Below are 22,659 nucleotides of genomic sequence, written 5' to 3'. Positions count from 1 at the left end.
CATAAAAATTTATAGAAAAACATACAGATACCAGTAATATGATGAACATAACGTTAAATAACGGCATAAAAATGCCGCTGCTTGGTTTTGGTACTTACCTGCTCCGGGACGGCTTAAAATGTGAACAGTCTGTGCTCAATGCTTTAAGCTTTGGGTACAGACTAATCGACACAGCTGCGGCATACTATAACGAGGAACCAGTGGGCAGAGCGATTAAAAAAAGTAATATTAAACGAGAGGAAATCTTTGTGACCACCAAATTCTTGCCCGTGAATCCCGGCTATGAAAACGCAAAGCGCGCCTTTGAAACATCGCTAAAAAAATTGGGTCTTGACTATATTGATCTGTACTTGATTCACCTCCCACAAGGAGACGTAAATGCCGCCTGGGCAGCGATGGAAGATTTGTATAGAGAAGGTAAAGTAAGGGCTATCGGTGTAAGTAATTTTAACATGAATCAGATTAAGGATTTAATTACACAGCATAGGGTCATACCAGCAGTCAATCAAGTGGAGACACATCCATTTTCCCAGAAAACAGAAATGCAGAAAGATTTGAAATCTGAGGGCATACAGCTGGAGTCATGGGCTCCCTTTGCCCAGGGCAAAAACAATCTTTTTAATAATGAACTTTTAAAAGCGCTTTCAAACAAATACAATAAGAGGGTTGCCCAGGTGGTTCTTCGGTGGTTGGTTCAAAAAGAAATTGTGGTTATTCCTAAATCAGCAAATGCAAAAAGGATAAAAGAAAATTTCAATGTATTTGATTTTGAGTTATCCTCCGATGATATGACAACTATCAAATCGCTGGATAAAGGTAGCGGGCTTATTTATCATGTTTAAAAAACCAGCTCGTCCTGTTTTAAATCGGGATTGCTATGACTTTGCGTTTAACGCGCTATAAACATCCACTATATTCCGCCGGTTGAAGCGGCTTTTCTCGGGCCGAAGTTTTCCAGTTCAACATTTTCATTAAATAAGCCTATCTAAAATCAACAGCTTCTGTAGTCGGATAAAACGCGAATTACGCACCGCCGGGGCAAAGCTCTATAAATCATCCCGAATCATCCGGATTTTATTATGACGCTCCTGGTTGCACCCCCGAATTATGGATTTGGAACGAGCGACTGCAAAAATTCATACAAAAGAAGGCGAGATAAACTGCCGCAATTAAAAAAGAGCAGCGAAATATTCGCTGCTCTTTCTAAACCCTCCTCTATCAGAAATATTGCTCTGATAAACGTAAAGGTAGCATTATAATCAAAGATTAATAAATTCCAGCTTTTAACTGTTTATAACAGTATCAAAGAAACCAAAGCTTTTCTTTTTGCGCCGCAAAATATAAAAATTGGCTTAGGCCAAAGCTTACTCCTATTTTTATTGTTGGTCATTTTAGTCTCAGGGATGCCCATTACCACCGGCAGCACCATAGATCTGCCCGGTTGCAAAACTCGCCTCTGCATCTGCCAGCTGCACAAAAATAGAAGCTAGCTCGGCCGGCTGTCCCGGTCTACCCAGGGGCGTGGCCCCGCCGAATTTTGTTATTGCTTCTTGTGGTTGGCCTCCGCTTACTTGGAGCGGTGTCCATACCGGGCCAGGCGCTACACCATTCACCCGAATACCCTTGGGACCCAACTGCTTGGCCAGTGATTTGACAAAGGCAACATTGGCAGCCTTTGTCTGGGCATAGTCAAATAAATTTTCGGATGGATCGTAAGCTTGTACCGACGAAGTGGAAATGATCACAGATCCTGCTGCAAGGTGCGGCAGTGCGGCCTTGGTAATCCAGAAAGGAGCGTAAATATTCGTCTTGATTGTAGCATCGAAACCCTCTGATGTAAGGTCGAGCAAAGAGTCCACCGCCTGCTGGTGCCCTGCATTGTTGACGAGGATGTCCAAACCACCCAATTTCTGTACCGCTTCTTCTACTAGTTGTTGACAAAAAGTCTCGCTTGTTATATCGCCGGCGATTGCATATCCATTTTTACCTTCCGCTTGAATGAGGGCAATCACTTCGTCAGCATCTGACTGTTCCTGTGGCAAATAATTGATAACAACATCAGCACCTTCGCGGGCATAAGCAATGGCGGCCGCCCGCCCTATCCCGGAATCACCTCCGGTTATCAGCGCTTTTCTACCTGATAGCCGTCCTGATCCTTTGTAGCTTTTTTCGCCGTGATCAGGCCTTGGATCCATTTTCGAAGCCAAGCCCGGCACTTGTTGGGGTTGTTTATTAAAAGGCGGTTTGGGGTATCTATCAACCGGATTTTGAAGTGATGCGTTTATTGAATCAGCCATAATTATTAAATTAAGTTAAATAAATAGGATATAATTATCCACATGTTAAAAAAGCCATGCGCTTAAACTTGGCATTACAACTTAAACCCTCTGAAATCGAGGCGCGGTTTAAGGATGAACCTCTCTGGGCCTGTCCCTTAATAAAACTTTGCCAGTCGTTTAAGGGATCATCAAAAAATTTTATTGGCGGCTGTCGCCCGGTAAATATTTATTTCTAAACTAAAACCATTAAGCCTTTCCGAATAGAAACAATAGTTGGAGATGAGTATACTACTCAAATATGGCGGCAGCATAAAATCCTGCATCTTCGGGAGTAATAACATCATTTACCAAAGTGTCTAGAAATCAAGTATTTATCATTGTTCCAGTGAGTTGATCTTGGCACTGTAACTGGTTTAGTTCCGTCAGTATAGTTCTTTCCGTTGGCGCCTATTTACCAGGAATGAACAAGATAGATTCGGATGGCAGCAAAGTTCACACGACAAAGAATTTTTTGTTGGACCTGCTCATTTATACAAATTGTTCATAGTTTTACGTGCTATTAGGGTTTGAAAAGATGATGGCGAAGCGCAAAATCAAATAAAATGAGTGAAATACGATGGAAATTTAAACTATACACTTTTGGGAATAGTCATAAATCCATAACAGCTTTTGAAAACTTGAAACTTTACTGCAAAAATTACCAGATAAATTATGAGATAGAAGTCATTGATTTGAGACTATCGCCACAGTTAGCAGAAAGGGACAGTATAGTGGTCATTCCGACACTGGTCAGGCTAGCGCCCTCCCCCGCAATCAAACTTATCGGGGATTTATCTGATGAGCAAAAAGTTGTTAAGCTATTAAAAGTGGTTTAAGTATGAACCGCTGCTGGATTTGCTGGATGGTAGTTCCTTGAACCTGAACCGTCTTTTAATCGATCATTCAACGAACGGTTGGAAATGCCGCCCTTCGCAATTACAGGTTTTCATACCCGGCAAATAAGAGAATTACCCTCAGGGAAAAATACTCTTGACGCCCAAGATCAGCGGTTGATGAATCAGGATTTTAGCGCGATGATTTGTGAAAGATTTATCCACGCAGTTTTTCAGGTGATCTGATTGCTCATTGTATAAAAGATCGGCTCATGCTTGCAGTGCTCTTCGTTTAAGTCCAAATGTTTACCTTCGCACTACTACCACAACGCCCGTTATGAAAAAATACAAACCTGTCCTTGGCGTGCTCATCGCCACTTTACTAACGGTTGCAGTACTTCCAGTCAGGATTTCAGAAGGACAGGGAAACGACCCATCCAATCTGGTTGGATCCGAGCTCGTGATTTGGACAATGTGCTTTACTACCTGGTGCGTCACTTATTTTGCCCAACTTCAATCCAAGCTTCAAAAATGGCAGAAGATTGCTCTTTCGCTTTTATTGTGTGCTGTCATCTCAAACATATTTTATTGGACATTCAATCCTTTCTTTGAAGATTACCCGACAACGCCAATGCGGCATTACCCACTTGCTTTTGCCACACTTCGTCTTTCAATCCGAGGGTTATTGGTGGGTTTGGTGATCGTTCCAATAGCTTTTCTTTTTGAAAATGAGCGTCAGTCACACTTAGCAGAGCTCGATGCAGAAAAAAGACGTATGAAAGCCTCAGAAGAGCAAAATAGGTTGCTTGAAACCGTGGTAAGCGAACGTACGAGAACGCTTGAGAATACACTTTTTTCACTAAGGGAATCAGAAAGCAAACTTGACAATCAGGTTTATTTACTTTCCCGTTTGGTAGCATCGGTAACACACGATGTGGGCTCACCTTTGACTTATGTGATCATTGTTGCGAACAAAATAAATCAACTTTTAGAGACAGGCCGGTTTAATGAAGCAAGCCAGTTTAGCAAGGAATTACACAAAACATTGATCAGCATGTCCGCTTTCATGAATAATCTTCTTGAATTTACAAAAACACAGGTACGCAGCGAATCGATCTTGTTGACACACATTGATCTTCCTGCACTTATCAATGAAAAAGTCCTGTTGTTTGAAGGAATAATTAGCCAGAAAAACAACAGACTTCTTTTAGATTTCGAAAATGACCTAACCACATATACCAATTACAACCTGCTTGCAGTGGTGCTACATAATCTTCTTGACAATGCTGCCCGGTATACCCAAAATGGAGTCATTTCGATAAAAATGAAGACAATAGATGGAAAATATACACTGTTTATTGAAAATAGTGTCTTAACAATTCCAGAAACGTTTGTAGAAGACTTAGATACCAGAGCCGCTTCACAATGGCAAAAAAGACCTGACCAAAACGAAAATCAGGGCATTGGTCTAATTCTGGCCAGAAACATCTGTACGCTGCTTGGTATCAACTTTTCAATCGGGATCAGCGAAGGTTTGGTAACCGCCCAATTAACTTTTAACGAGATGGGGAAGAAGGTTATTTAATCAAACATTTTTTAATCTGCTGTTAAAATTAAAGTCAAAGACGAACAGTTTTAACGTTTTTTTAAGCTTGGATTCACCATCTTTCCGGCCGTGTCTTCGCTGCCTAATCGTTTCACACCAAAACAAATATTCCTTATAATTTTCCAACGTATCCTGATTACCGGCAGCAAAATCCGGGACAAATCGTAATCAAATGAAATCTACAAAACTGTGCGTTTTTTGTCGCAAATACTATCAGAAATATTTCTATTTAAGTCATAGTCATATGACTATTTATTTAGAGCATAAACGTTAATAAGTTTGCCTGGTCAGATCCAAACTAGCGCTAATACATCGCGGGTGGCTGCAAATCTCACAGATAAAAGTCCGTGCACAAATCCTTGCTGGTTTTGTAATTAAGCGGATATTGGTTCCTTTTTAAAACAAACGATTAATTCAGCGAACAAGGATACTGATATTAGAATGCCACTGTTTACACTACTCAACGACACTATGAGACAATTATTTCCCGGCAAGGCAGCAGAGCTCATCTCCCAACCTTATTGTGATCCATTTCAGCAGCCAAGCTCAACGCGGAACGTTGCTACTGAAAACTGTACTTTCCAAGTTCCCGTATTCAAATATGTCTCAAATTGGCGCTGAAGGGGATGAGGGAACACTTAAATTCTTTTCACTGGACAGACAGTAGCGCTGTGATTACAAACGCAAGGTACTTGTCTGCCAAGTACATTTATAGAGTTCGGATCATGTGCGGCAAACTCATTCAAATGCACCAGTTTGAGAATTTTCAGCGCAAAAATTATTCCCTACTTCACATATTTTAATCTTTCCATTTTTTACTTAACACTTATGAGAAAACATTTCCGTCGAAAAAATAGCATAGCGCTAAGGCTGGCATTTCTATTCCTTATTCTATCAAGTCCTTCTTTTGCCTTGCATTATATTGATGTACAAGTTGAGGGGAAAAGACAAATCTTAGAAGCATTAAAAGCAGCACAAGCTGGTACACTGCATTTCGTCTCACACGGACGGCCCGGACAATTACTGATTGACGGCCAATGGCTCGATGCTCCAAAAGTTGCCACATTGCTGTGTAAGGAAATCAAAAAGAACCCAGGTATCAGACTGATCAATATTTATGGATGTGAGTATGGAAAGGGCATTGATGGTCACGCAGCTGTTGCATATTTGCAGAAAACCCTAAAAGTAGCTATTGCCGCCTCGGATAATATTACCGGCAAAAGCGGGGACTGGGACCTGGAAGTTGGTTCGCCCGGCGACCAGGTATTGAATCCTGGCAACTACCCATTTGATTTACAGCAAATTCCTAATATTGATTCTGATCAAGACGGTATACCAGATTCGCTGGATCTTGATGATGATAATGACGGCATATTGGATAGCGAAGAATCGGTGACGCCGGCACTGGTCTGCAGTCTGCACTATCCGGCCAGTGCAACAACAGATATTGTTTCGTCCACTACCGAATTTCCGGTTGGAAGAGAGCTGGTCAATACCTATGACAATGACCTTGGAACGTATGGCGGCGCGGCGCAAAGAACAGCTCAATTAACAGGAACTGTTCGATACACCTACAACACGCCACTTAATAATGTAACAGAGTTTCAATTCTTTTCCAATGGCGGCAGCGTTCTTAATGACGGGCAAGTAACAAACATCGCATCAATCAAATTTTACAACAGCGCCGATCAGTTGCTATACCAGGAAGATAATGTGATCATTCCTCAGGCCAGCGTATCAACCCCTTATGTGCTTACCTTTCCTACCCCTATACAGGGGGTGTCATCATTTACCCTGACTGATTTATCAGACCAGACACATGGAGGCTCGAGTGAAGCCATCTGGAAAGAGGTCAATATCAAGACCTGCGTCATGTCCAGCGGAGACATCGACACAGACAACGATGGTATCGTCAACCGGCTTGATCTGGATAGCGACGGTGACGGTTGTCCGGATTCCCAGGAAGCAGCCGTAGTGGCTAGTTTCACACGAATTCCTTTTGCAAGCACCAATGTAACCAACATTGGCGGAACACAGGCTGCGCTATTGTCGCAAATTAATCTAGGCACTTTCCAGGATAAAAACAGCAATGGGTTTGACGACAGACTTGAGACCTCAACCGCTGGCTCGTATGCAGGGACCTACACTTACACAAAGGCCACCGATAACTCCAACGCCGCCTGTATCACACAGCTCGACAGCGATGCAGATGGAATTGCAGATTCAGTCGATCTGGATGACGACAATGATGGCATACTGGACCTGGCCGAATCGACAGTATCTCCGTGCAGTTTACATTATCCGAGTAACGCCTCAGCGGCCATTGTTTCCCCGGTTAATGCCTTTCCGACAGGAAGGGAGCTAGTTAACACCTATGATAATAAACTGACTACCTTTGGTGGCAGCCCGACCAATAACGCAAACCTGATCGGGACGATAACCTATACCTATAATACACCGCTTGATCAGGTTACCGAATTTCAGTTCTTTTCCAATGGCGGCAGCGTTTTGACTGACGGGCAGGTAACAAACATTGCTTCAATCAAATTTTACAACAGCACAAATCAGCTGCTCTACCAGGCTGACAACGTAGTTATACCACAGGCCAGCGTAACCACTCCCTATATCCTGACATTGCCAACAACTTTACAGGGTGTGGCATCCTTTACTCTGACTGATTTGTCCGACCAAACCCACGGAGGTGCTAGTGAAGCCATCTGGAAGGATGTAAATCTTAAGAGTTGCCCGCTGCCAGCAGACCTGGATACAGACAATGACGGTATAGTCAACCGACTTGATCTGGACAGCGATGGTGATGGTTGCCCGGATTCGCAGGAAGCAGCCGTAGTGGCTAGTTTCACAAGCGTGCCCTTCTCAAACATCAGCGTAAGTAATGCTGGCGGCGAATCTGCTGCATTGTCCTCACAAGTTGCCGCTTCCAGCTTCCAGGATCAGAACGGTAATGGGTTTGATGACCGCTTTGAGACCGGGGCCGCGGGGGTTTATGCGGGCAGCTATACTTACGAAAAGGCCATCAACAATGCCACTGCTGCCTGCACACCTTTGCCAGTGACGCTGATTTCGTTCACGGCCAAAACCAGTACGGAGGGCAACATGCTCGAATGGGAGACGGCTCAGGAAAAAGGTTTTGACAGGTTTAGTATCGAAAGAACTTTGGATCTGACCGCAGGTTTTACAAGTATCGGCAATGTCAACGGCGGTTTGAACCGGTACAGATTTACTGATATTTCAGCCGGTAGGGGCCATAGTTATTACCGTCTCAAAATGATCGATCTCGATGGCAGCGCGGCTTATTCGCGGATTGTGCAGGTCTACCGGCCGTACGGAGAAAATGAACACACCATCTTTCCGAATCCGGGTATAAAGCACACAGTGTATATCTATAATTATTTCGCAATTGAATCTGTGCAGATTAACGATCTAAAAGGAAACAAAGTAAAGGTAAAAACCACCAAACATGCCGACAAATACCAGTTTGATATTGATCCAGTAGCATCTCCGGGCATTTACATTATTCAGTACCGTGTGGGTTCAGACCTGATACGGCGAAAGTTTAGCTTAAACTAAGCATAGTCAGATTAATTAATTTCTAAAACCGAGCAGACTCAATTATCTGCCTGGTTTTAGAAATTAACCAGAGCTGTTAACATTACGGTGGTTAAGATTGATAGCGATCCACTATTCTAACCATATCCACTATGTTTTCTACGGCCAGCTTTTGAAAAATTTTCGTCTTCTGGGTACTTACGGTTGAAAATTTCAGATTCAGCTCATCGGCAATTTCCTTGGTCCATTTCCCGGCTAATAGAAGCTGAAGAACCTGATTTTCACGTGCGGAGAGTGATTCAAGCGGGTTTTTCTCTTGATGGCCTTGAAGGGCGTCTCTCAATATCTTTTGCTGAACCAATCCGCTGACATACTGTCTGCCTTCTATCACCATACCGATAGCCATTAGAACTTGTTCATCGCTGCTGCTTTTATGAAGAAAGCCGTTCACACCAGCTGCTATATAAGGTACCGCAAAAAGCAGTTCATCTCTGCCAGTACAAACCAGAATCCGTACATCAGGCTGCTGTTTGCGCAGAGCTTCTATCATCGCCGTACCATGGCCTCCCGGAATTCCAAGATCAAGAATAACCAGCTCCATTTGAGTTGTTTGAAGCTGAGCAAGGGCACCCATAAAAGAATCTGCAAAGAAAACCTGAGCCTTTTCGACCACTCTTTCTAAAAGTATCGCCATGCCCAGGCAAGTCATTCGATGGTCATCGACTATTAATATTTTACGCATAACAGCTAATGTCCCTTATGAGACCAATCCTTCAATATGATAAATTAATACGCGCTATTAAAAACAACGTGTCCTTTTAAATTTTCACTTTGTAGCCAGTCAGGAAGAAAGAATCCAATCCTGTATTACAAAAATTAGCTATTTGAGACAACAGTGAAATGCTCACTTCAAAATTGCTGGCTACAAAAAGCAACGATACGCAATATAGATTTTGTTCCTAAACCTACAACTTTAAGTTGTAAAATTGCGCTAAAAATCCTGTCGTGAAAACTACCTCAAAATTTTAAACAGCTTTTCGGCCTTTTATTTTGCAGCAAAATCAACTTGAAATCGCCATCTTTAACGACAGGCCCCGCGCCGCCAAAGCCGAATTTTGTGAAAGAAATTTATAGGATGCTGATCAGATCATAATTTGTAAAACGATAATTTCACGAACTGAGCCGCAGCGGGTGTCTGCAATTTTACTTATTTATTGAATTAATGAAGAATTATCAAAACAAGGCTGGTTTAATTCTTGCCGCCTCTATTCCAATTTTTGTATTACCTGCCAGAATTTCAGAAGGACAGTGGAAAGATCCCGTTAATTTATTAGGGTCCGAGGTTGTGATTTTTTTAATGAGCTTAACCTGTTGGCATTGTATTGTTGCCATCCAGAAAAACCTAAATCTTGCTCTATGGCAAAAAATAGCCTTATCGTTACTTTGCTGCTGCGCACTTTCAAATATATTTTTCTTCACCTTCAATCCTATTTTTAAAGATTTCCCTTTCAGAACAGCAACTAATCCCTTATTTGTGAGAATTCTGATGTTATCCAGCAGGGGTGTTTTAATGAGCATCATACTAATTCCGGGCGCGTATTATGTCCAAAAAGATTTGGAGGCCCGCACGGCTCAGAAGGAAAAGCAAAAATTAGCGATGCAAAAAGTTCAGATACAAAACCGTTTGCTGGAGAACGCTGTCTTAGAACGGACACGAGCCCTTCATCAATCACTTGTTTCTGTACAAAACTCCCAAAAAGAACTTGAACATCAGTTGTACATTCAATCCAGGTTGCTTGCCTCGTTTAATCATGATATTAAAGGGCCATTTAAATTTGCTGTAACTGTCTCAGAAAAGATTGCTTATTTGGCAGCTGCAAAAGAAGATTCTGCTACAATTCAACGATACGCTGACGAGTTAAGCAAATCACTTAAAAATATGCTGGTTTTGATTAAAAATAATTTGGACTTTGTAAAGCTGCCAGTCAAACAGCACCTGGAAACGGCAGAAAACATTATTTTAAGGGATCTGATCGAAGATAAGGCTTCGGTTTTTGAGGGGAGCATCTTAACCAATAAAAACATACTGGTTATCAAGGTAGATCCTACCACAATCGTTCAGACTAATAAAAATCTTTTGGGAATAATTGTTCACAATTTGATTGATAACGCCAACAAATACACTATTGAAGGCAGTATAAAAATTCACTCAACGACTACTGACGATTTTACCTTGCTTACCATAAGCAATCCAGGAATTGAGATCTCCAGCCAAATCGTGGCATGGATAAATATGAAGACCAATACTGATAATACCATTACCCCAAGTGATTTAACCGAGATTCAGGGCATAGGTCTTTTACTTGTTAAAGAAATTGCCGGCATATTGAACATAGGCCTACATATGTATTCTGATCCGGAAGGAATTCATGTTGCACTTCGTATTCCAACACCAGGCGAAAATAGCTGATGGCATTATCTCCTGGTATATAAATTAGTAAGCCAAGTGATGAAATCGATTTCGCGCATTTGACAGAGGAAGATCTTAATACTGTGGTTGCAACCCGGATTTTGCAACCACCTTCGGGTATGGTGGTTCTCAGGGTTAACTTTGAAAACCACCAGACATAAAAACCCTGATGTGTTATTTCTTCACTGCCTTTAACTCAGCAATAAGTTCCAGCGCTTCACTACCATCCTCCCCTTCCGCCCTGGCCACCGTTACAGCTTCTTTCGCTGCTTTTAAGGCCAGGTCTTTATTCCCGACTCTGTTTTGTAGAGTTGAATAAATGCATAAATGTTCATAGTTTTTGTGCAGTTGTAATACCTTGTCCATAATCTGCACACCGATTTTTAAGGTTTCTTTATCTTTGGCAAAATGTTTCAGATATGCGCCTGTCTCATACATCGTCTGCCAATCATTGGCACCGGCTGTTTTTCCATACTGCAAAGTTGCCTTTGCATAACTTTGCCAATCCTGTTTTCCTCCATAAAAATAAATCCGGGTCAAAGACAGCAGTTTGGATGTATCTGTAAAGCTGGTGGCAGCAGTGTTTTTCAATTCATTCAGCAGGGCCAAATTATTTTCTCTTCCTGCTGTGAATGCCGCCTGCGTTATGATTCTTTGGCCTCTCTTATCCACATCGGCTTTTCCAAAAATCGGAATAAATTTTTCCTGGGATTTTAAAAAATATTGACTTGCAGGCGTTTTAAAGTTCGTCGAATTTGCAAAAATGAATTTGAGATTTTTTTCCGATTCCAGTTCCTCTGCCGATTGTGTACCCAGGTACTGCGCTACAACCTTTTCTTTCGGACTGTCTTTTACCATATAATAGCTCAGCGCATTGCTTAAATTTAACAGCATCTGCGGAGATCTTTCACCCAACTCGTATTTTGATAGCAACGGAAACAAGGCGGTAGCTGGATCAGAAGCATTTTTACCATCCTGAATGAAATCGACCGATGGTTTGAAAGCTCCAGTCTGATGAGACCTCTTGCCCTCTTTGTCAAAATACACATAAGTAGGAAATCCCATAATTCCATATTGTTTCGAAAGGGCTTGACCAATCCCTTCTTCTTCAATATCTATTTTAAAACTGATAAAATTTGTGTTGTAAAAGTCAATGACCTTTGGATCGGTAAAAACTTCCCGCTCCATTTGCCGGCAAAAACGGCAGGATTTGGTCTGGGCATAAAGAAAGATCTGCTTTCCACTTCTCTGTGCATTCTGCAAAGTCTCATCCCAGGAATCTTCTGTAAAATTAATGCCAGCCTTGGGCTGTGCGTAGGAAACAAAAACGGAAAAAATCAGGATAATTGTGTAAAAAACTCTTTTCATGGCGATGACTTTATAGAATATTGGCTATTAAATAAAGCTAGCGAAAAAATTTGTAATTAGGGCGTATTGATCTTTTTTGGTAACAATAAATTTACTCCCTTTGTCGGTTTTTTTTGACGAATCCGCTTTTGTAAAGTTTATAACGCGCCGCTTTTGGTTCATTGATTTTACACCGCTGCAAGACTTCACAAATTGTTGATTTTTGAGATCATTTATTAATATACAGATAAAACAGGTAACCGTAATTTTGTAGAAACTTAATCCGGTCTACAAAATATGAAACTTAATTTACCTTCGCTTCTAACGTTTTCAACCGTTATGCTGTCTTTGGGATGCACAGATCACAACATTGAAAACACTACTTATCCAGAGATGGCAGAAGCCACCAACCCGGTTGTGCTCACCACTGCCAATGGCATCAATGTTTACAATGGCGGCTTCGGCTCAGCGCTGGTTCAGGACCCAAAGGATCATAACGTCTTTTATCTTTTGACGGACCGCGGCCCAAATATTGATGGTACGGTTGCTAATTCCAAAGTGTTCGCTTCGCCAGATTTTGCCCCACAAATCGGAAAATTCAGATTGTCAGCAGATCAGCTTACGCTGGAAAAAGTAATTGAACTTAAAAATGAAAACGGAAACAAACTAAACGGTCTTCCTAACCCGGTCGGCCAGGGATTTAGCGGGGAGATAGCGCTGGATCTGGCAGGAAAAACACTCTCTAACAGCGCAGATGGTCTGGATTCGGAAGGTATGGCTATGGCGCAGGATGGAAGCTTCTGGATCAGTGACGAGTATGGTCCGCACCTGGTTCATTTTGATGCCGATGGTAAAACCATCGAGCGTATCAATCCTTTCGGAAGCGGTAAAGGCGGCCGCAAAATCCCTCTGGTTTTTGCCAGCAGAAGACCCAACCGCGGTATGGAAGGCTTAACCATAACTCCGGATGGCAAAACACTTGTCGGGATTATGCAGTTTCCATTGTACAATCCTTCTGCTGCGGCTGTAACAGGATCTTTGGTAACCCGCATTCTTGCCTACGATATTATGGAAGGAACAAGCAAAGAATATGTGTATCTGATTGACCGCGCTAATCTTCAGGCCAACAGCGAAATTGTAGCAATCAGTAATACTGAATTTTTGGTACTGGAACGTGACGGTGAATACGCAACAGACGCTAACAGATCAACGGTTATTAAAAAAATCTACAAAATTAACATTTCCGCTGCCACAGATATTTCCGATCCTTCCAATGGCGCGAAAGGTAAACTATATGGCAGCTCCACTGTTGAAGAGCTAAAAACAGCAGCCGCTCTATCATCAAACGGTATTACCCCAGTGACCAAGACGCTGGTAGCAGATCTTATGACTGATATTTCTTCCCTTTATCCTCATGATAAGGCAGAAGGTATGGCAATCATTAATTCAACCACAATCGCAGTTTCAAATGACGATGATTTTGGTGTTACAGGAACTGGCACCTACATTTCGAAAATCCTTCCGGCGACGGGAAAAGTCGATAAAAACAGGATCTATTTTATTAAATTAAAACAGCCGCTTTGGTAAAAACACTGGTTTGAAAAAATGATCATGACCGCTGGCGAAAATGATTCATCAGCGGTTTGATCTTTCTGATGTACCTGAATAAAAGCTGTGACCGGATGTTTTTGCGCCTTGGTGAACGTCCGCAGACGATGGTAAAATAACCTTATTCAGGATACTCACATTACCAGGGCATGCAGGCTGCAATAGGATCACGATTTTTCAATTCCCGCATTAATAATCAAATGATCAAGCCTTTCATTTATCTATTAGCCTGTATTACGGCGGTCACAGCTATTTACCTGCTCTGGAAAGCTCCCAAGTGGCCCTGGCAGCAAAAATCAGCTATCCACCTGCGTACAGATCCTGAAAAATTCTCCGGGGCAGATATAGTCATATTTTCAAAAACAAATGGATATCGCCATAAGTCCATTGGTGCTGGCATCATGTCCATTACCAGCGAAGCCTACAAGCGCGGATGGTCTACCTATGTGACAGAGGACGCGGCCTTTTTTAGCAGAAGCAACCTGGCATCTGTAAAGGTGGTCGTCTTTTTGAACACAACAGGTTCCATATTAAAAGACGATCAAAAAAGAGTATTTGAAAATTACATCGAATCCGGAGGTGGCTATGCAGGAATCCATTCCGCTGCTGACTGCGAACACCATTGGATCTGGTATACGAGCCTGCTGGGCACACGCTTTAAAAGTCATACCCTGATTCCAAGTCAGATTACTTCCGCTGAAATTATCACCGAAGAGAAAAACCATCTGGCGACTAAACATTTACCGGCACGTTGGTATAAGAAAGATGAATGGTACAATTTTAAAGACGTGATCAGAAACAGAGCCAACATTCAAATTCTGCTTTCACTAAACGAAAGTTCATACCGCTCGATCTGGCCACAAAATATGAAAGGAGATCACCCGATCTGCTGGACTAATTTAATCGGAAAAGGACGAATGTTTTACTCCGCAATCGGGCACACCTCCCAAACATTTGAAGATAAGTATTCACTGGAACATATCATGGGTGGTATACAGTGGGCAGGGGATTTATGATTAGCAATCAGATTATTATAGCTTCTGGGCTCAGCTGGACCACAGGCCAAAAACTTTATAAAAATGAAAAAAAATACTGGACAAAACTGCCCAGTATTTTCTCATTACTAATTTCCTCTGAATTTATTTTAATTGGCCTGATAGAACTTCACTGTCCCATCGCCCTCATTACTTGAAACCAGCATTACTTTTCCATTTGGACTTTTATCGGCGGCTACAAACAAAATTCCTTCCGGAGCGTCGCCCGTTTTAATCATCTGCAAAAATTTAGGACTTGCAGGATCACTCAGATCATAAACTGCGATGGCATCAACGCGCTCAAGCGCGATGAATGCAATTGGTTTCCCATTCATCACACTCACAGTAACGCCCTCAGGCTCTACGCCTTTATCGTCAGAACGGTCATCATCATAGATATTAGCCTTGATTACTTCCTGCTCCAGACCTTTTCCTGACTCATAGGTAAGCTGGCCGCTGGCTGCATTAAAAATGCTAAAACCCCTGCCTCCAAAACCATAAAGAACATCATAGTCGCCGTCCTTATCTGTATCACCCATGGTACTGGTTACACGAAGACGACCGAGATTTTCAGGTAATTTAAGTGCTGCTGCGTTAGGGAAAACCGTAGCATCAAGCTTTAAAGTGCTCACCCGGGCCTGCTCATCGAAAGCGGCATATTCACGGGCATCTCCTTCATTGGCTGTAATAAGATATCCGGCTCCGTTGACAGAAAAATACGATATTGCGTCAGGTAAAAAGAAAGATTTTACCGGCCATTGTCCCAGCTCAACTTTGTTGTCCTTGTCACTTGGGTCAACTGCATTTGAAAGAATATTAAAGTCCTTGGTACCCAAGGGATTGATTTTTAAAATGACTCCATTGACAAGATCAATTTCAGCAATTCCGTTATTTTCCTGAAGCGTGACAAATGCCTTCTTCGAATCGGAAGAAATTGCAACGTATTCTGGTTCTACGTCCTGTGCAAAACTGGCTTCCGGACCATAAATGCGGAAGCCGTTTGCAGCCAGCTGGGTGTAAGAACTGGCAAAACCACCAAATGTTAATGTTTTAACAGCGTAGTTATCCTGAATGTCAATAATGGAAACAGAACCTTCCGGATCAACGCTGTAATCCGCGCTGGGTTCACCTTCATTTGCAGTCACGATATACCTGCCATCAGGACTGAATGTTACCATGTCAGGTAGAGCGCCTACTTGAATTTGTTTGATCTGAGCAAGCGTTGAAGTGTTCACAACAATAACACTTCCGTTAGCCTGTTTGTTGGTTGCTTCCAAAGCGATTGCCAGTTTCCCCTCAGAAATGGCTACACTATTGGCAACACCACCTAAGGCCGAAACATTGATTGGCTGCAGTTTGGTAATATTAGGAAAAGATGACAGGTCCAGCACATCCACAAGCGCAGAGGCCTCGTTATTAACTGTAAAGAGCCGTTTGGTCGACGGATCATAAGCTGATATTTCAGAAGCCGCGGTGCCGCCAAGGTCTATGGCCGCCACTTCTTTAAAAGAAGCCGGATTTTCATTGACAGGCTCCTCGATATGATGATCGGTACATCCGATCACTAAAAGGGCAAACAAAGTAATGCCAGGAATGGTAATTTTTTGCAACATGAGATTTGTGAGTAGTTAAGTCTCAAAAATACTCATGGTGCAGTTTGAAATATTTGAATCTCAAAAGCGTAACAATTTTTTAATCTTACTAAATCTTTTTGACAGGCTTTGCTATCTTTTAATTAACCTGTTTATCAATCAAGATAGTTCAGCTAGATTTAAAACAAAAATTAGTTTCAAAACATACGCTGCAAAATCTTTATGGCCTCAGCCTGGCAGTGCACCGAATCTTAAAAAGACAAAGCTTAACTGCTGCAACCATTACAAAATACGCATAAAAGCAATCAGCGCATTTTTTTCGGCGTTTGACAGATTCAGCCGGTCAAACGGAAGGGTTTGATTTGAGAGTTTAAATCCAAGACCATTTCCCCCACCCTGGTCATAAAAGTCTACCACCTGCTGGAGTGTTTTATATACGCCGTTATGCATGTAAGGGCCTGTCTTTGAAATTTGTCTTACTGTCGGTGTCTTGAAAGCATAGCGGTGAGGTTCCCTTTTGGTAAGCATAAATTTGCCAAGGTCCGCATCGACGTTTTTGCCGGAGACAGTCGCGGGAACACCCAATACCTCACTTTCTGTCTCCTGGTAAAATGGTGGTACAGTCCCGTTGAACAAGGGAAAAAAGTGACAGGTGGCACATTTGCCTTTACCCATAAAAACGTTAAAGCCCTTTTTTTGCTGGATGGTTAACATGTCTGGCCCGCCCTGAAAATACGTATCAAGACTGGACTGTGGCGCAGTAAGCGAACGGATATAGCTGGCAATTGCATTCTTAAGGTTTGATTCAGTCACCCCATCCTTGTAGTGTTCAGAAAATAAACCAGCGTACTCAGGGTTCTGTCTAAGCGCTTTTACTGCCAGGGGAAGCGAGCCATGCATCTCCTGTTTATTCTGTATCACATCTGTTGCCTGGTCTTCCAGAAATGCGACCCTGGAATCGGCAAACTGAACCGCCTGCAGTCCTGCATTCAGAAGCGTCGGCGCATTACGGCTGATACGCCGCCCGTCGGTGCCGATTGCAAAACTTTTCGTTTCGCCATCACTAAAAGCCTTCTCAGGCTGATGACAACTCGCGCAGCTGCGGCCCGCACCTGAGGAGAGAACCGGGTTAAAAAAAAGCATCCTGCCCAGTGTAACTTTACCCGGCGTGGCACGCTGCTCATCCAGATTGACGAAATAATTGGTGTTGTAAACACCCGAGTCTGTGAGCGTTCTGGCCGATGGAGCCAAAAGACGGTTCTCGGAAAAGACAGCAATGCCCAGAGTGTTTTGTGCATCCAACAGAAGAGCGCTTAAAGCGTTTGCATCATTTTTTATAAAATCAAGCCTGTCAAAGGAGTCAAAATCGGTTGCTTTTTGAAGCTTTGCGACCGCTTTATCAAAAGCATTGTTTAGTCTTGCAGCAAGGTTCCTGTCTTTTTTTTCCAGCTCATAAATGTGCAGCTGGCTTTGGAGTGCCTGCAAGGCACTGGCAGCCTCAGGCATGGAATGAAAGGCTACGGGTGAGTCAAACCCGGTGATACCCAGTGTTTGTAGCCGGAAGATTTCCAGCCGCATTGCATCAAATACATGACTGTCAGTCAACTCATTGCTTTCTGAAATTTTGCGGAGCCGGTTGATTTGGGAGCGCAGCACAGTCACAATTTCAAGCGCCTCTGACCTGGAACCGGGTTCAACAGCCGGAAATACAAGCTCTTCCAGCACCTGAAATCCCTGAGGCGGGTTCACGCGCAGATCGTCATCTACCTCAGGAATATTAGGCCCGTTAAGCGCTTTTGTTGTTTCCGGACTGTAATAAGCGGAAATAAATTCAATTCTTTTATAGGCAAGTCTTGCTTTGCGAAAGGCGTTTTGAACTGCGGTATCCGCCCGGCCCGTTTTTAAATCAGAATAAAGTGTGCTGGCCGCAGAATCAAGTTTGTTTAAATCCTGCATAAAAACCTGCTTGACCATTTGGGCGCGGGTGGGCATGCCGCCTGAGGCCGGGTCCTTGCGACAGCTGGCACAAAAGGCAAACAAAAACAGGATTAAAATCCAGCAGTTCCGGCAGTTGCTTAGCACCTGCAAAGACTTAGAAAACATAGATCGTCTGAAAGTAATGAATGACTGTTATAAAGTAGTGCGCCTGACCGGCACAATGTCCAGTCAGGCGCAGCAATTTTCTTGCAGCCTAGCGCGGCAAACCTTCAATAAGTATTAACTGACTTGCCTGGTCCTCATTTTTGCGGACCGAACCTCCGTCAACACCTTTGTACTTGTCGCCTCTCCAGGTATGCGCCTGAATGCCAAGCATAAAGGTATTCGGCCGGCCTGTCACATCAGAAACGTCGATCATTCCACTGGATTCCCACGAGCCGAATTTAGAAGTACCGCCTACGTTATATTTTGCAGCATCTGCTTCGGTGCGGCGGTGGTCAATTTCAATAATGGGTGTTAGTTGTCTTGTATTTAAGTTATATTGATAGACATACCCATCATGCTTTTCATCACCATAACCATTAGGATCTTCCATAATGTATACATAATTGGTCGTCACACAAACATTATCAGGATCTTGAAATGTTTTGGCAATACCCTGGCGGTCATCGCCATCCAGTAATACTTCCAGTTTTCCCTTGGCCGGGTCCTGAGCATCCATCACCAAACGGTATATACGGCCGTATTTTGAGCGTGAATAGTCGGCGTTCACACCGGAATTATCCTGGCCTGTTACTGCGAAAATCACTTCACGCCCGTTCGCTGCCGAACCCTTACGGTAATCAACATCTTCAACCCTGCCAAATTTTATACCCTTCAGCTCATTGACCTTTGCATTAATCTGCGCTCCTGTCAGAGTCTTATGATTATCAATTTTTGTAAATTCGACGTCATAAACCGATCCGGGCTTCATGTCCATTTCCTTTTGATTATTATCTGAACGTTTCAGCATATAAAGCGTTCCGTTTTCAAGATCACCAACGGTATTGGACGCATACATGGCAAGTTGTCCGCCGTTTACATCCGAATCATCATCACCGATCAGGATAATGGTTTTCCCCGGGTAAGCTGTTTTGGGTAATGGCAGCGCATTCTCTGCGCTCCAGCGGCCAAGTCCTGCCACTTCCCTGGAAATACCGGATTGGTTTGCATCAGCGTCTACCCGAAGCGCGTGGGTGCGCGACTCCTGTCCGCTTTCTCCACAGGTTAAAAAGACAGGACCGAATCCATGTTCAAGCGGTGTTGCAAGCGTTGCAGAACATAAACGCCAGGTACCTCCGTCAGAGTTTAACACATACTCACCCTTAACAGGTTTAAATGTTTTGTCAAGTGTAATGCGTGATACTGCAAAGTTGTCCTCGTTGTTAACAAGAATCGTATAATTCCCGTCCGGATTTTGGAATATTCCTGCGCCATCGGCCGAACCTCCGAATACATATTTCGGGGATTGTTCCAGCACGTCATCGCTGCTTAACAGCGAGTACATCGAAAGTCCGCTGGCTCCAATCCGTCCATTCGAAGCGCCAGGTAGAAATTTTGCAAGAACCGGGGTAACTGAGCGGTTTTGCACTACGATGTCCGGACTATCGGCCATACGGTGGTCTTCACAGCCTGCCAATACCAAAAGGCTTAACAAGGCTGCGGAAGGAAGTAGATTTTTTTTCGTGAGCATGGTGAGTTTTGTTATATTACTCACAAAGTAAATGTATTGCAGCCGCTGAAAAATCAAACCAGTATTATCAGTTTGTTAAGATTAAAATACCATTAAAACAAAGGCAAAGTAACTGTTTTTAACGCAGTTGGTTTACTTAGATTTTGTAACAGATGCGCTAAGCCAGTCAAGATATTTCTTTGATGCCCAAGACTGGAAGGTGGCTTTCTTCGACCACGACGCTGGCCTGGCTGTCGGGGGATGATTTGCCGGGTTTTATCAAATCCTATAAGGATGCAACTGAGTGAGTCTTGAATTTAAACTGCAACATAGGAGTTAAAATTGTCAACTGCATCTTTTTTCGTTTGATGATAACAGTATCACCGATTGGATGACCCTGGTGTTTGCAAGCATCGGCTGCCTTATCTTCTTGGATCATACAGGGGGCAAATGGCTTCTTAAATCATCCCGGAAAATTCCCAAAGCACATAACTTAGGTCCGAAAGCTTTTGCCAATTCCACATCACTGATTTGGCTTCTGAGGACCGGCTGCGCTATTTTTTCTGGCTGGCAGGCTTCTATTCAAATCTACACCCTACAGGAATTTAGTATCTAATTTCAAATTAAGTATATCTTTATGCTGGCATAGTATTTGAAAGTCATACAGTACACTTATTCCTTAGCGGCTGATGAAAAAGATTTTAATAATTGAGGACGATGAGGATATGTTGGAACTGTTGAAAATTGTTTTTCGCGATTCCGGCCATGATGTAATTTATTCCAGGGTCGTTCTGAGTACAGACTATATTCAAATTCTTCATCCTGATTTAATTTTACTTGATGTGAGACTAAATGGTGTTTCGGACTCGGGCGCTTATCTTTGTAAACAACTCAAAACCGCCGGGGAAACAAAAAATCTGCCGGTGGTCCTTGTTTCTGCTGAATATAATCTTGCTGAAATTGCCAGTGAATGCCAAGCAGATATGTATCTAAAAAAGCCATATGAGTTAACAACGCTTATGTCACAAGTTAACAAATACCTATCCTAAAATATGAGAGATACCGATCAGATGGACGTTGATAAAGCGGACCTAGAAAAATTCTTCATTTTTCATCTTAATAAAATTTATGCAGCCAAGAAGTTACTGGTAGAAGAATTGCCTTCTTTATTGACAAGTGTGCATTTTTCCGACCTGCAAGAGGCTATCAAGGATACGATCGAAGCCGTCAAAAAGCAGATTATACGGATGGATAAAATATTTCAGATTCTTTCGACCGATTTTAGCAGTGGCCATTCTGCTGGATTACAGGGACTGCTTGAAGATTCTTTCAATGACATTAAAGTATATCAGACAAATCCGGAATTAAGAGATATGTCGATCCTTTTTTATTTACATAATATTGAAAGTATTGAAATGGCTTCCTTTCAAATACTCGAAATGGCGTCTGTCAAATTAAAAAATGACCAAATTAAAGATCTGATAAAACGTAACTATCAGGATGCCAAAGCAGACCGGACGCTGTTTCTGCTTATCAATGCAAAATATATTTCCACTGTGTGATTAAATCATAACCGTACTCGCTTTTTGAAGCGTATTACTTTCATATAGGGTTAACAAAAGAAGGACTGCTTAAATAATATATACATAAATGTAAATATTTGCGCTAAAACAATGTCAGCCCTTTGTTGAAAAGAATTGTAGGCATGTCCTGCGGAGCCGCTGCAAGGTGATGCATTTGTCTTTGACCATTACACATTGTCATTTGATACTACCTAAAAAGGCTTTCAGCCAAGTGAAATATTCCAAACAAAAATAAGGACAGCCGCCCATCATTGACGACTGTCCTTATTTTGAGTAGTGAATAGCCCTAGATCTTTATTACAGCAAGACTACCAGGCGACCGCCTTTTTATCTCTAAAAAATTCACCGGTAGGTCCATCATCTTCCAACGTTGCCGCCCAGACTACACCTTCGACACTTTCCCGCACCGGCCTTGCGCCCATTTCTTCCATTTCGGGATAGGTCGCTGTGAAACCCGGACAAACAGCATTTACCAGAATATGATGATCTTTAAACTCTTTGGCCATTTTAATGGTAAGGCCGTTCAAAGCGAGCTTGGTGATTGAATACGCAGGTATAGGGCCTCTGCTGTAATCAAGTAATCCCCAGCCCGGCTCGGTAATGGATCCCATGGTGCTTGATATATTAACAATCCGCCCATGATCACTTTTGATCAGAAGTGGAAGGATATACTGGGTAACTCTCCAAGTCCCTGTGATATTGGTTTCTAGTTCCTGTGATAGTTCTGCAAGGTCTTTTCCGGCAATCGTGGCTGTGGAATGCAGCATCACTGCTGCATTGTTGATCAGTACGTCAATTCTTCCATACTTCGCTTCCAATTGTTTCGAAGCGGCGCCAACGCTTGCTTCATCCGTCAGATCCATTTCAACAGCATCCGCGTCTATACCCAGTAAAATCAGTTCAGAACATAATGCGCTGGCTTTACCTAATTGCCTTGCTGCTATTACTACCTTGTAATTTTTTAAACCCAATTGTCTAGCCGTTTCAAATCCGATGCCCTCTTTGCGGCTCACCCCTGTAATCAATGCAATTTTCATGATATTTTTATTATT

Annotated in this window: 16 protein-coding genes; 9 read left to right on the top strand and 7 right to left on the bottom strand. The window is 42.6% G+C overall.

The window, feature by feature from the left end:
* Window positions 1-38: 38 nt before the first annotated feature.
* The gene (locus IEE83_RS09700; protein WP_194120389.1) at window positions 39-842 is read left to right on the top strand and encodes an aldo/keto reductase; all 804 of its coding nucleotides are present in this window, start codon (window positions 39-41) and stop codon (window positions 840-842) included.
* Between the two features lie 555 nt (window positions 843-1,397).
* On the opposite strand, the gene IEE83_RS09695 is transcribed toward IEE83_RS09700, so the two are convergent.
* Window positions 1,398-2,297 (bottom strand): SDR family oxidoreductase, encoded by a 900-nt coding sequence (locus IEE83_RS09695; protein ID WP_194120388.1) that lies wholly within the window; start codon window positions 2,295-2,297, stop codon window positions 1,398-1,400.
* A 584-nt stretch (window positions 2,298-2,881) separates the two neighbouring features.
* Between IEE83_RS09695 and IEE83_RS09690 the strand changes: the two genes are divergently transcribed.
* From IEE83_RS09690 to IEE83_RS09680, 3 genes are all read left to right on the top strand, one after another.
* Entirely contained in the window at window positions 2,882-3,154 is a 273-nt protein-coding gene (locus tag IEE83_RS09690; protein WP_194120387.1) for a circadian clock KaiB family protein, read from the top strand.
* Between the two features lie 334 nt (window positions 3,155-3,488).
* Window positions 3,489-4,736 carry a sensor histidine kinase gene (locus IEE83_RS09685; RefSeq protein WP_194120386.1) on the top strand — a complete coding sequence of 416 codons (1,248 nt, stop codon included), beginning with the start codon at window positions 3,489-3,491 and terminating at the stop codon, window positions 4,734-4,736.
* An 849-nt stretch (window positions 4,737-5,585) separates the two neighbouring features.
* Complete coding sequence (locus tag IEE83_RS09680) at window positions 5,586-8,345, top strand: DUF4347 domain-containing protein (protein ID WP_194120385.1); 2,760 nt, start codon at window positions 5,586-5,588, stop codon at window positions 8,343-8,345.
* 91 nt (window positions 8,346-8,436) lie between these two features.
* On the opposite strand, the gene IEE83_RS09675 is transcribed toward IEE83_RS09680, so the two are convergent.
* Window positions 8,437-9,066: a response regulator gene (locus IEE83_RS09675; protein ID WP_194120384.1), complete on the bottom strand. Its 630-nt coding sequence runs from the start codon at window positions 9,064-9,066 to the stop codon at window positions 8,437-8,439.
* 603 nt (window positions 9,067-9,669) lie between these two features.
* Between IEE83_RS09675 and IEE83_RS09670 the strand changes: the two genes are divergently transcribed.
* On the top strand, window positions 9,670-10,794 hold the full coding sequence (locus tag IEE83_RS09670; protein WP_228101751.1) for a sensor histidine kinase: 1,125 nt from the start codon (window positions 9,670-9,672) through the stop codon (window positions 10,792-10,794).
* Window positions 10,795-10,968: 174 nt separating this feature from the next.
* Here the strand turns inward: IEE83_RS09670 and IEE83_RS09665 are convergent, their stop codons facing one another.
* On the bottom strand, window positions 10,969-12,162 hold the full coding sequence (locus tag IEE83_RS09665) for a thioredoxin family protein (RefSeq protein ID WP_194120382.1): 1,194 nt from the start codon (window positions 12,160-12,162) through the stop codon (window positions 10,969-10,971).
* A 276-nt stretch (window positions 12,163-12,438) separates the two neighbouring features.
* Here IEE83_RS09665 and IEE83_RS09660 point away from each other — a divergent pair, with 276 nt between their 5' ends.
* Together IEE83_RS09660 and IEE83_RS09655 are read left to right on the top strand one after the other, a co-directional pair.
* Window positions 12,439-13,728 (top strand): esterase-like activity of phytase family protein, encoded by a 1,290-nt coding sequence (locus IEE83_RS09660; protein WP_194120381.1) that lies wholly within the window; start codon window positions 12,439-12,441, stop codon window positions 13,726-13,728.
* A gap of 221 nt (window positions 13,729-13,949) precedes the next feature.
* The gene (locus IEE83_RS09655) at window positions 13,950-14,765 is read left to right on the top strand and encodes a ThuA domain-containing protein (RefSeq protein WP_194120380.1); all 816 of its coding nucleotides are present in this window, start codon (window positions 13,950-13,952) and stop codon (window positions 14,763-14,765) included.
* 128 nt (window positions 14,766-14,893) lie between these two features.
* On the opposite strand, the gene IEE83_RS09650 is transcribed toward IEE83_RS09655, so the two are convergent.
* The 3 genes from IEE83_RS09650 to IEE83_RS09640 form a co-directional block, all read right to left on the bottom strand.
* Window positions 14,894-16,396, bottom strand: coding sequence for a choice-of-anchor I family protein (locus IEE83_RS09650; RefSeq protein ID WP_194120379.1), 1,503 nt, complete (start codon window positions 16,394-16,396; stop codon window positions 14,894-14,896).
* Window positions 16,397-16,657: 261 nt separating this feature from the next.
* Window positions 16,658-18,331 (bottom strand): cytochrome c peroxidase, encoded by a 1,674-nt coding sequence (locus IEE83_RS09645; protein WP_228101750.1) that lies wholly within the window; start codon window positions 18,329-18,331, stop codon window positions 16,658-16,660.
* A gap of 235 nt (window positions 18,332-18,566) precedes the next feature.
* Window positions 18,567-20,045: a hypothetical protein gene (locus IEE83_RS09640; RefSeq protein WP_194120377.1), complete on the bottom strand. Its 1,479-nt coding sequence runs from the start codon at window positions 20,043-20,045 to the stop codon at window positions 18,567-18,569.
* 668 nt (window positions 20,046-20,713) lie between these two features.
* Here IEE83_RS09640 and IEE83_RS09635 point away from each other — a divergent pair.
* Together IEE83_RS09635 and IEE83_RS09630 are read left to right on the top strand one after the other, a co-directional pair.
* The gene (locus IEE83_RS09635; protein ID WP_194120376.1) at window positions 20,714-21,073 is read left to right on the top strand and encodes a response regulator transcription factor; all 360 of its coding nucleotides are present in this window, start codon (window positions 20,714-20,716) and stop codon (window positions 21,071-21,073) included.
* Window positions 21,074-21,076: 3 nt separating this feature from the next.
* On the top strand, window positions 21,077-21,586 hold the full coding sequence (locus IEE83_RS09630; RefSeq protein WP_194120375.1) for a DUF892 family protein: 510 nt from the start codon (window positions 21,077-21,079) through the stop codon (window positions 21,584-21,586).
* Between the two features lie 329 nt (window positions 21,587-21,915).
* Here the strand turns inward: IEE83_RS09630 and IEE83_RS09625 are convergent, their stop codons facing one another.
* Complete coding sequence (locus tag IEE83_RS09625; RefSeq protein ID WP_194120374.1) at window positions 21,916-22,644, bottom strand: SDR family NAD(P)-dependent oxidoreductase; 729 nt, start codon at window positions 22,642-22,644, stop codon at window positions 21,916-21,918.
* Window positions 22,645-22,659 lie beyond the last annotated feature (15 nt).

The sequence above is a fragment of the Dyadobacter subterraneus genome (assembly GCF_015221875.1).
Classification (GTDB): Bacteria; Bacteroidota; Bacteroidia; order Cytophagales; family Spirosomataceae; genus Dyadobacter; species Dyadobacter subterraneus.
Note: the sequence above shows the minus strand (reverse complement) of the source record. Positions and strands in the feature narration are given on the sequence as shown.

What these genes read in the sequence shown, in the direction of transcription:
- IEE83_RS09675 (WP_194120384.1), bottom strand. Translation starts at nt 9,066, where the DNA reads ATGCGTAAAATATTAATAGTCGATGACCATCGAATGACTTGCCTGGGC.
- IEE83_RS09645 (WP_228101750.1), bottom strand. Translation starts at nt 18,331, where the DNA reads ATGCAGGATTTAAACAAACTTGATTCTGCGGCCAGCACACTTTATTCT.
- IEE83_RS09680 (WP_194120385.1), top strand. Translation starts at nt 5,586, where the DNA reads ATGAGAAAACATTTCCGTCGAAAAAATAGCATAGCGCTAAGGCTGGCA.
- IEE83_RS09695 (WP_194120388.1), bottom strand. Translation starts at nt 2,297, where the DNA reads ATGGCTGATTCAATAAACGCATCACTTCAAAATCCGGTTGATAGATAC.
- IEE83_RS09630 (WP_194120375.1), top strand. Translation starts at nt 21,077, where the DNA reads ATGAGAGATACCGATCAGATGGACGTTGATAAAGCGGACCTAGAAAAA.
- IEE83_RS09640 (WP_194120377.1), bottom strand. Translation starts at nt 20,045, where the DNA reads ATGCTCACGAAAAAAAATCTACTTCCTTCCGCAGCCTTGTTAAGCCTT.
- IEE83_RS09655 (WP_194120380.1), top strand. Translation starts at nt 13,950, where the DNA reads ATGATCAAGCCTTTCATTTATCTATTAGCCTGTATTACGGCGGTCACA.
- IEE83_RS09650 (WP_194120379.1), bottom strand. Translation starts at nt 16,396, where the DNA reads ATGTTGCAAAAAATTACCATTCCTGGCATTACTTTGTTTGCCCTTTTA.
- IEE83_RS09690 (WP_194120387.1), top strand. Translation starts at nt 2,882, where the DNA reads ATGAGTGAAATACGATGGAAATTTAAACTATACACTTTTGGGAATAGT.
- IEE83_RS09635 (WP_194120376.1), top strand. Translation starts at nt 20,714, where the DNA reads ATGAAAAAGATTTTAATAATTGAGGACGATGAGGATATGTTGGAACTG.
- IEE83_RS09660 (WP_194120381.1), top strand. Translation starts at nt 12,439, where the DNA reads ATGAAACTTAATTTACCTTCGCTTCTAACGTTTTCAACCGTTATGCTG.
- IEE83_RS09700 (WP_194120389.1), top strand. Translation starts at nt 39, where the DNA reads ATGATGAACATAACGTTAAATAACGGCATAAAAATGCCGCTGCTTGGT.
- IEE83_RS09625 (WP_194120374.1), bottom strand. Translation starts at nt 22,644, where the DNA reads ATGAAAATTGCATTGATTACAGGGGTGAGCCGCAAAGAGGGCATCGGA.
- IEE83_RS09685 (WP_194120386.1), top strand. Translation starts at nt 3,489, where the DNA reads ATGAAAAAATACAAACCTGTCCTTGGCGTGCTCATCGCCACTTTACTA.
- IEE83_RS09665 (WP_194120382.1), bottom strand. Translation starts at nt 12,162, where the DNA reads ATGAAAAGAGTTTTTTACACAATTATCCTGATTTTTTCCGTTTTTGTT.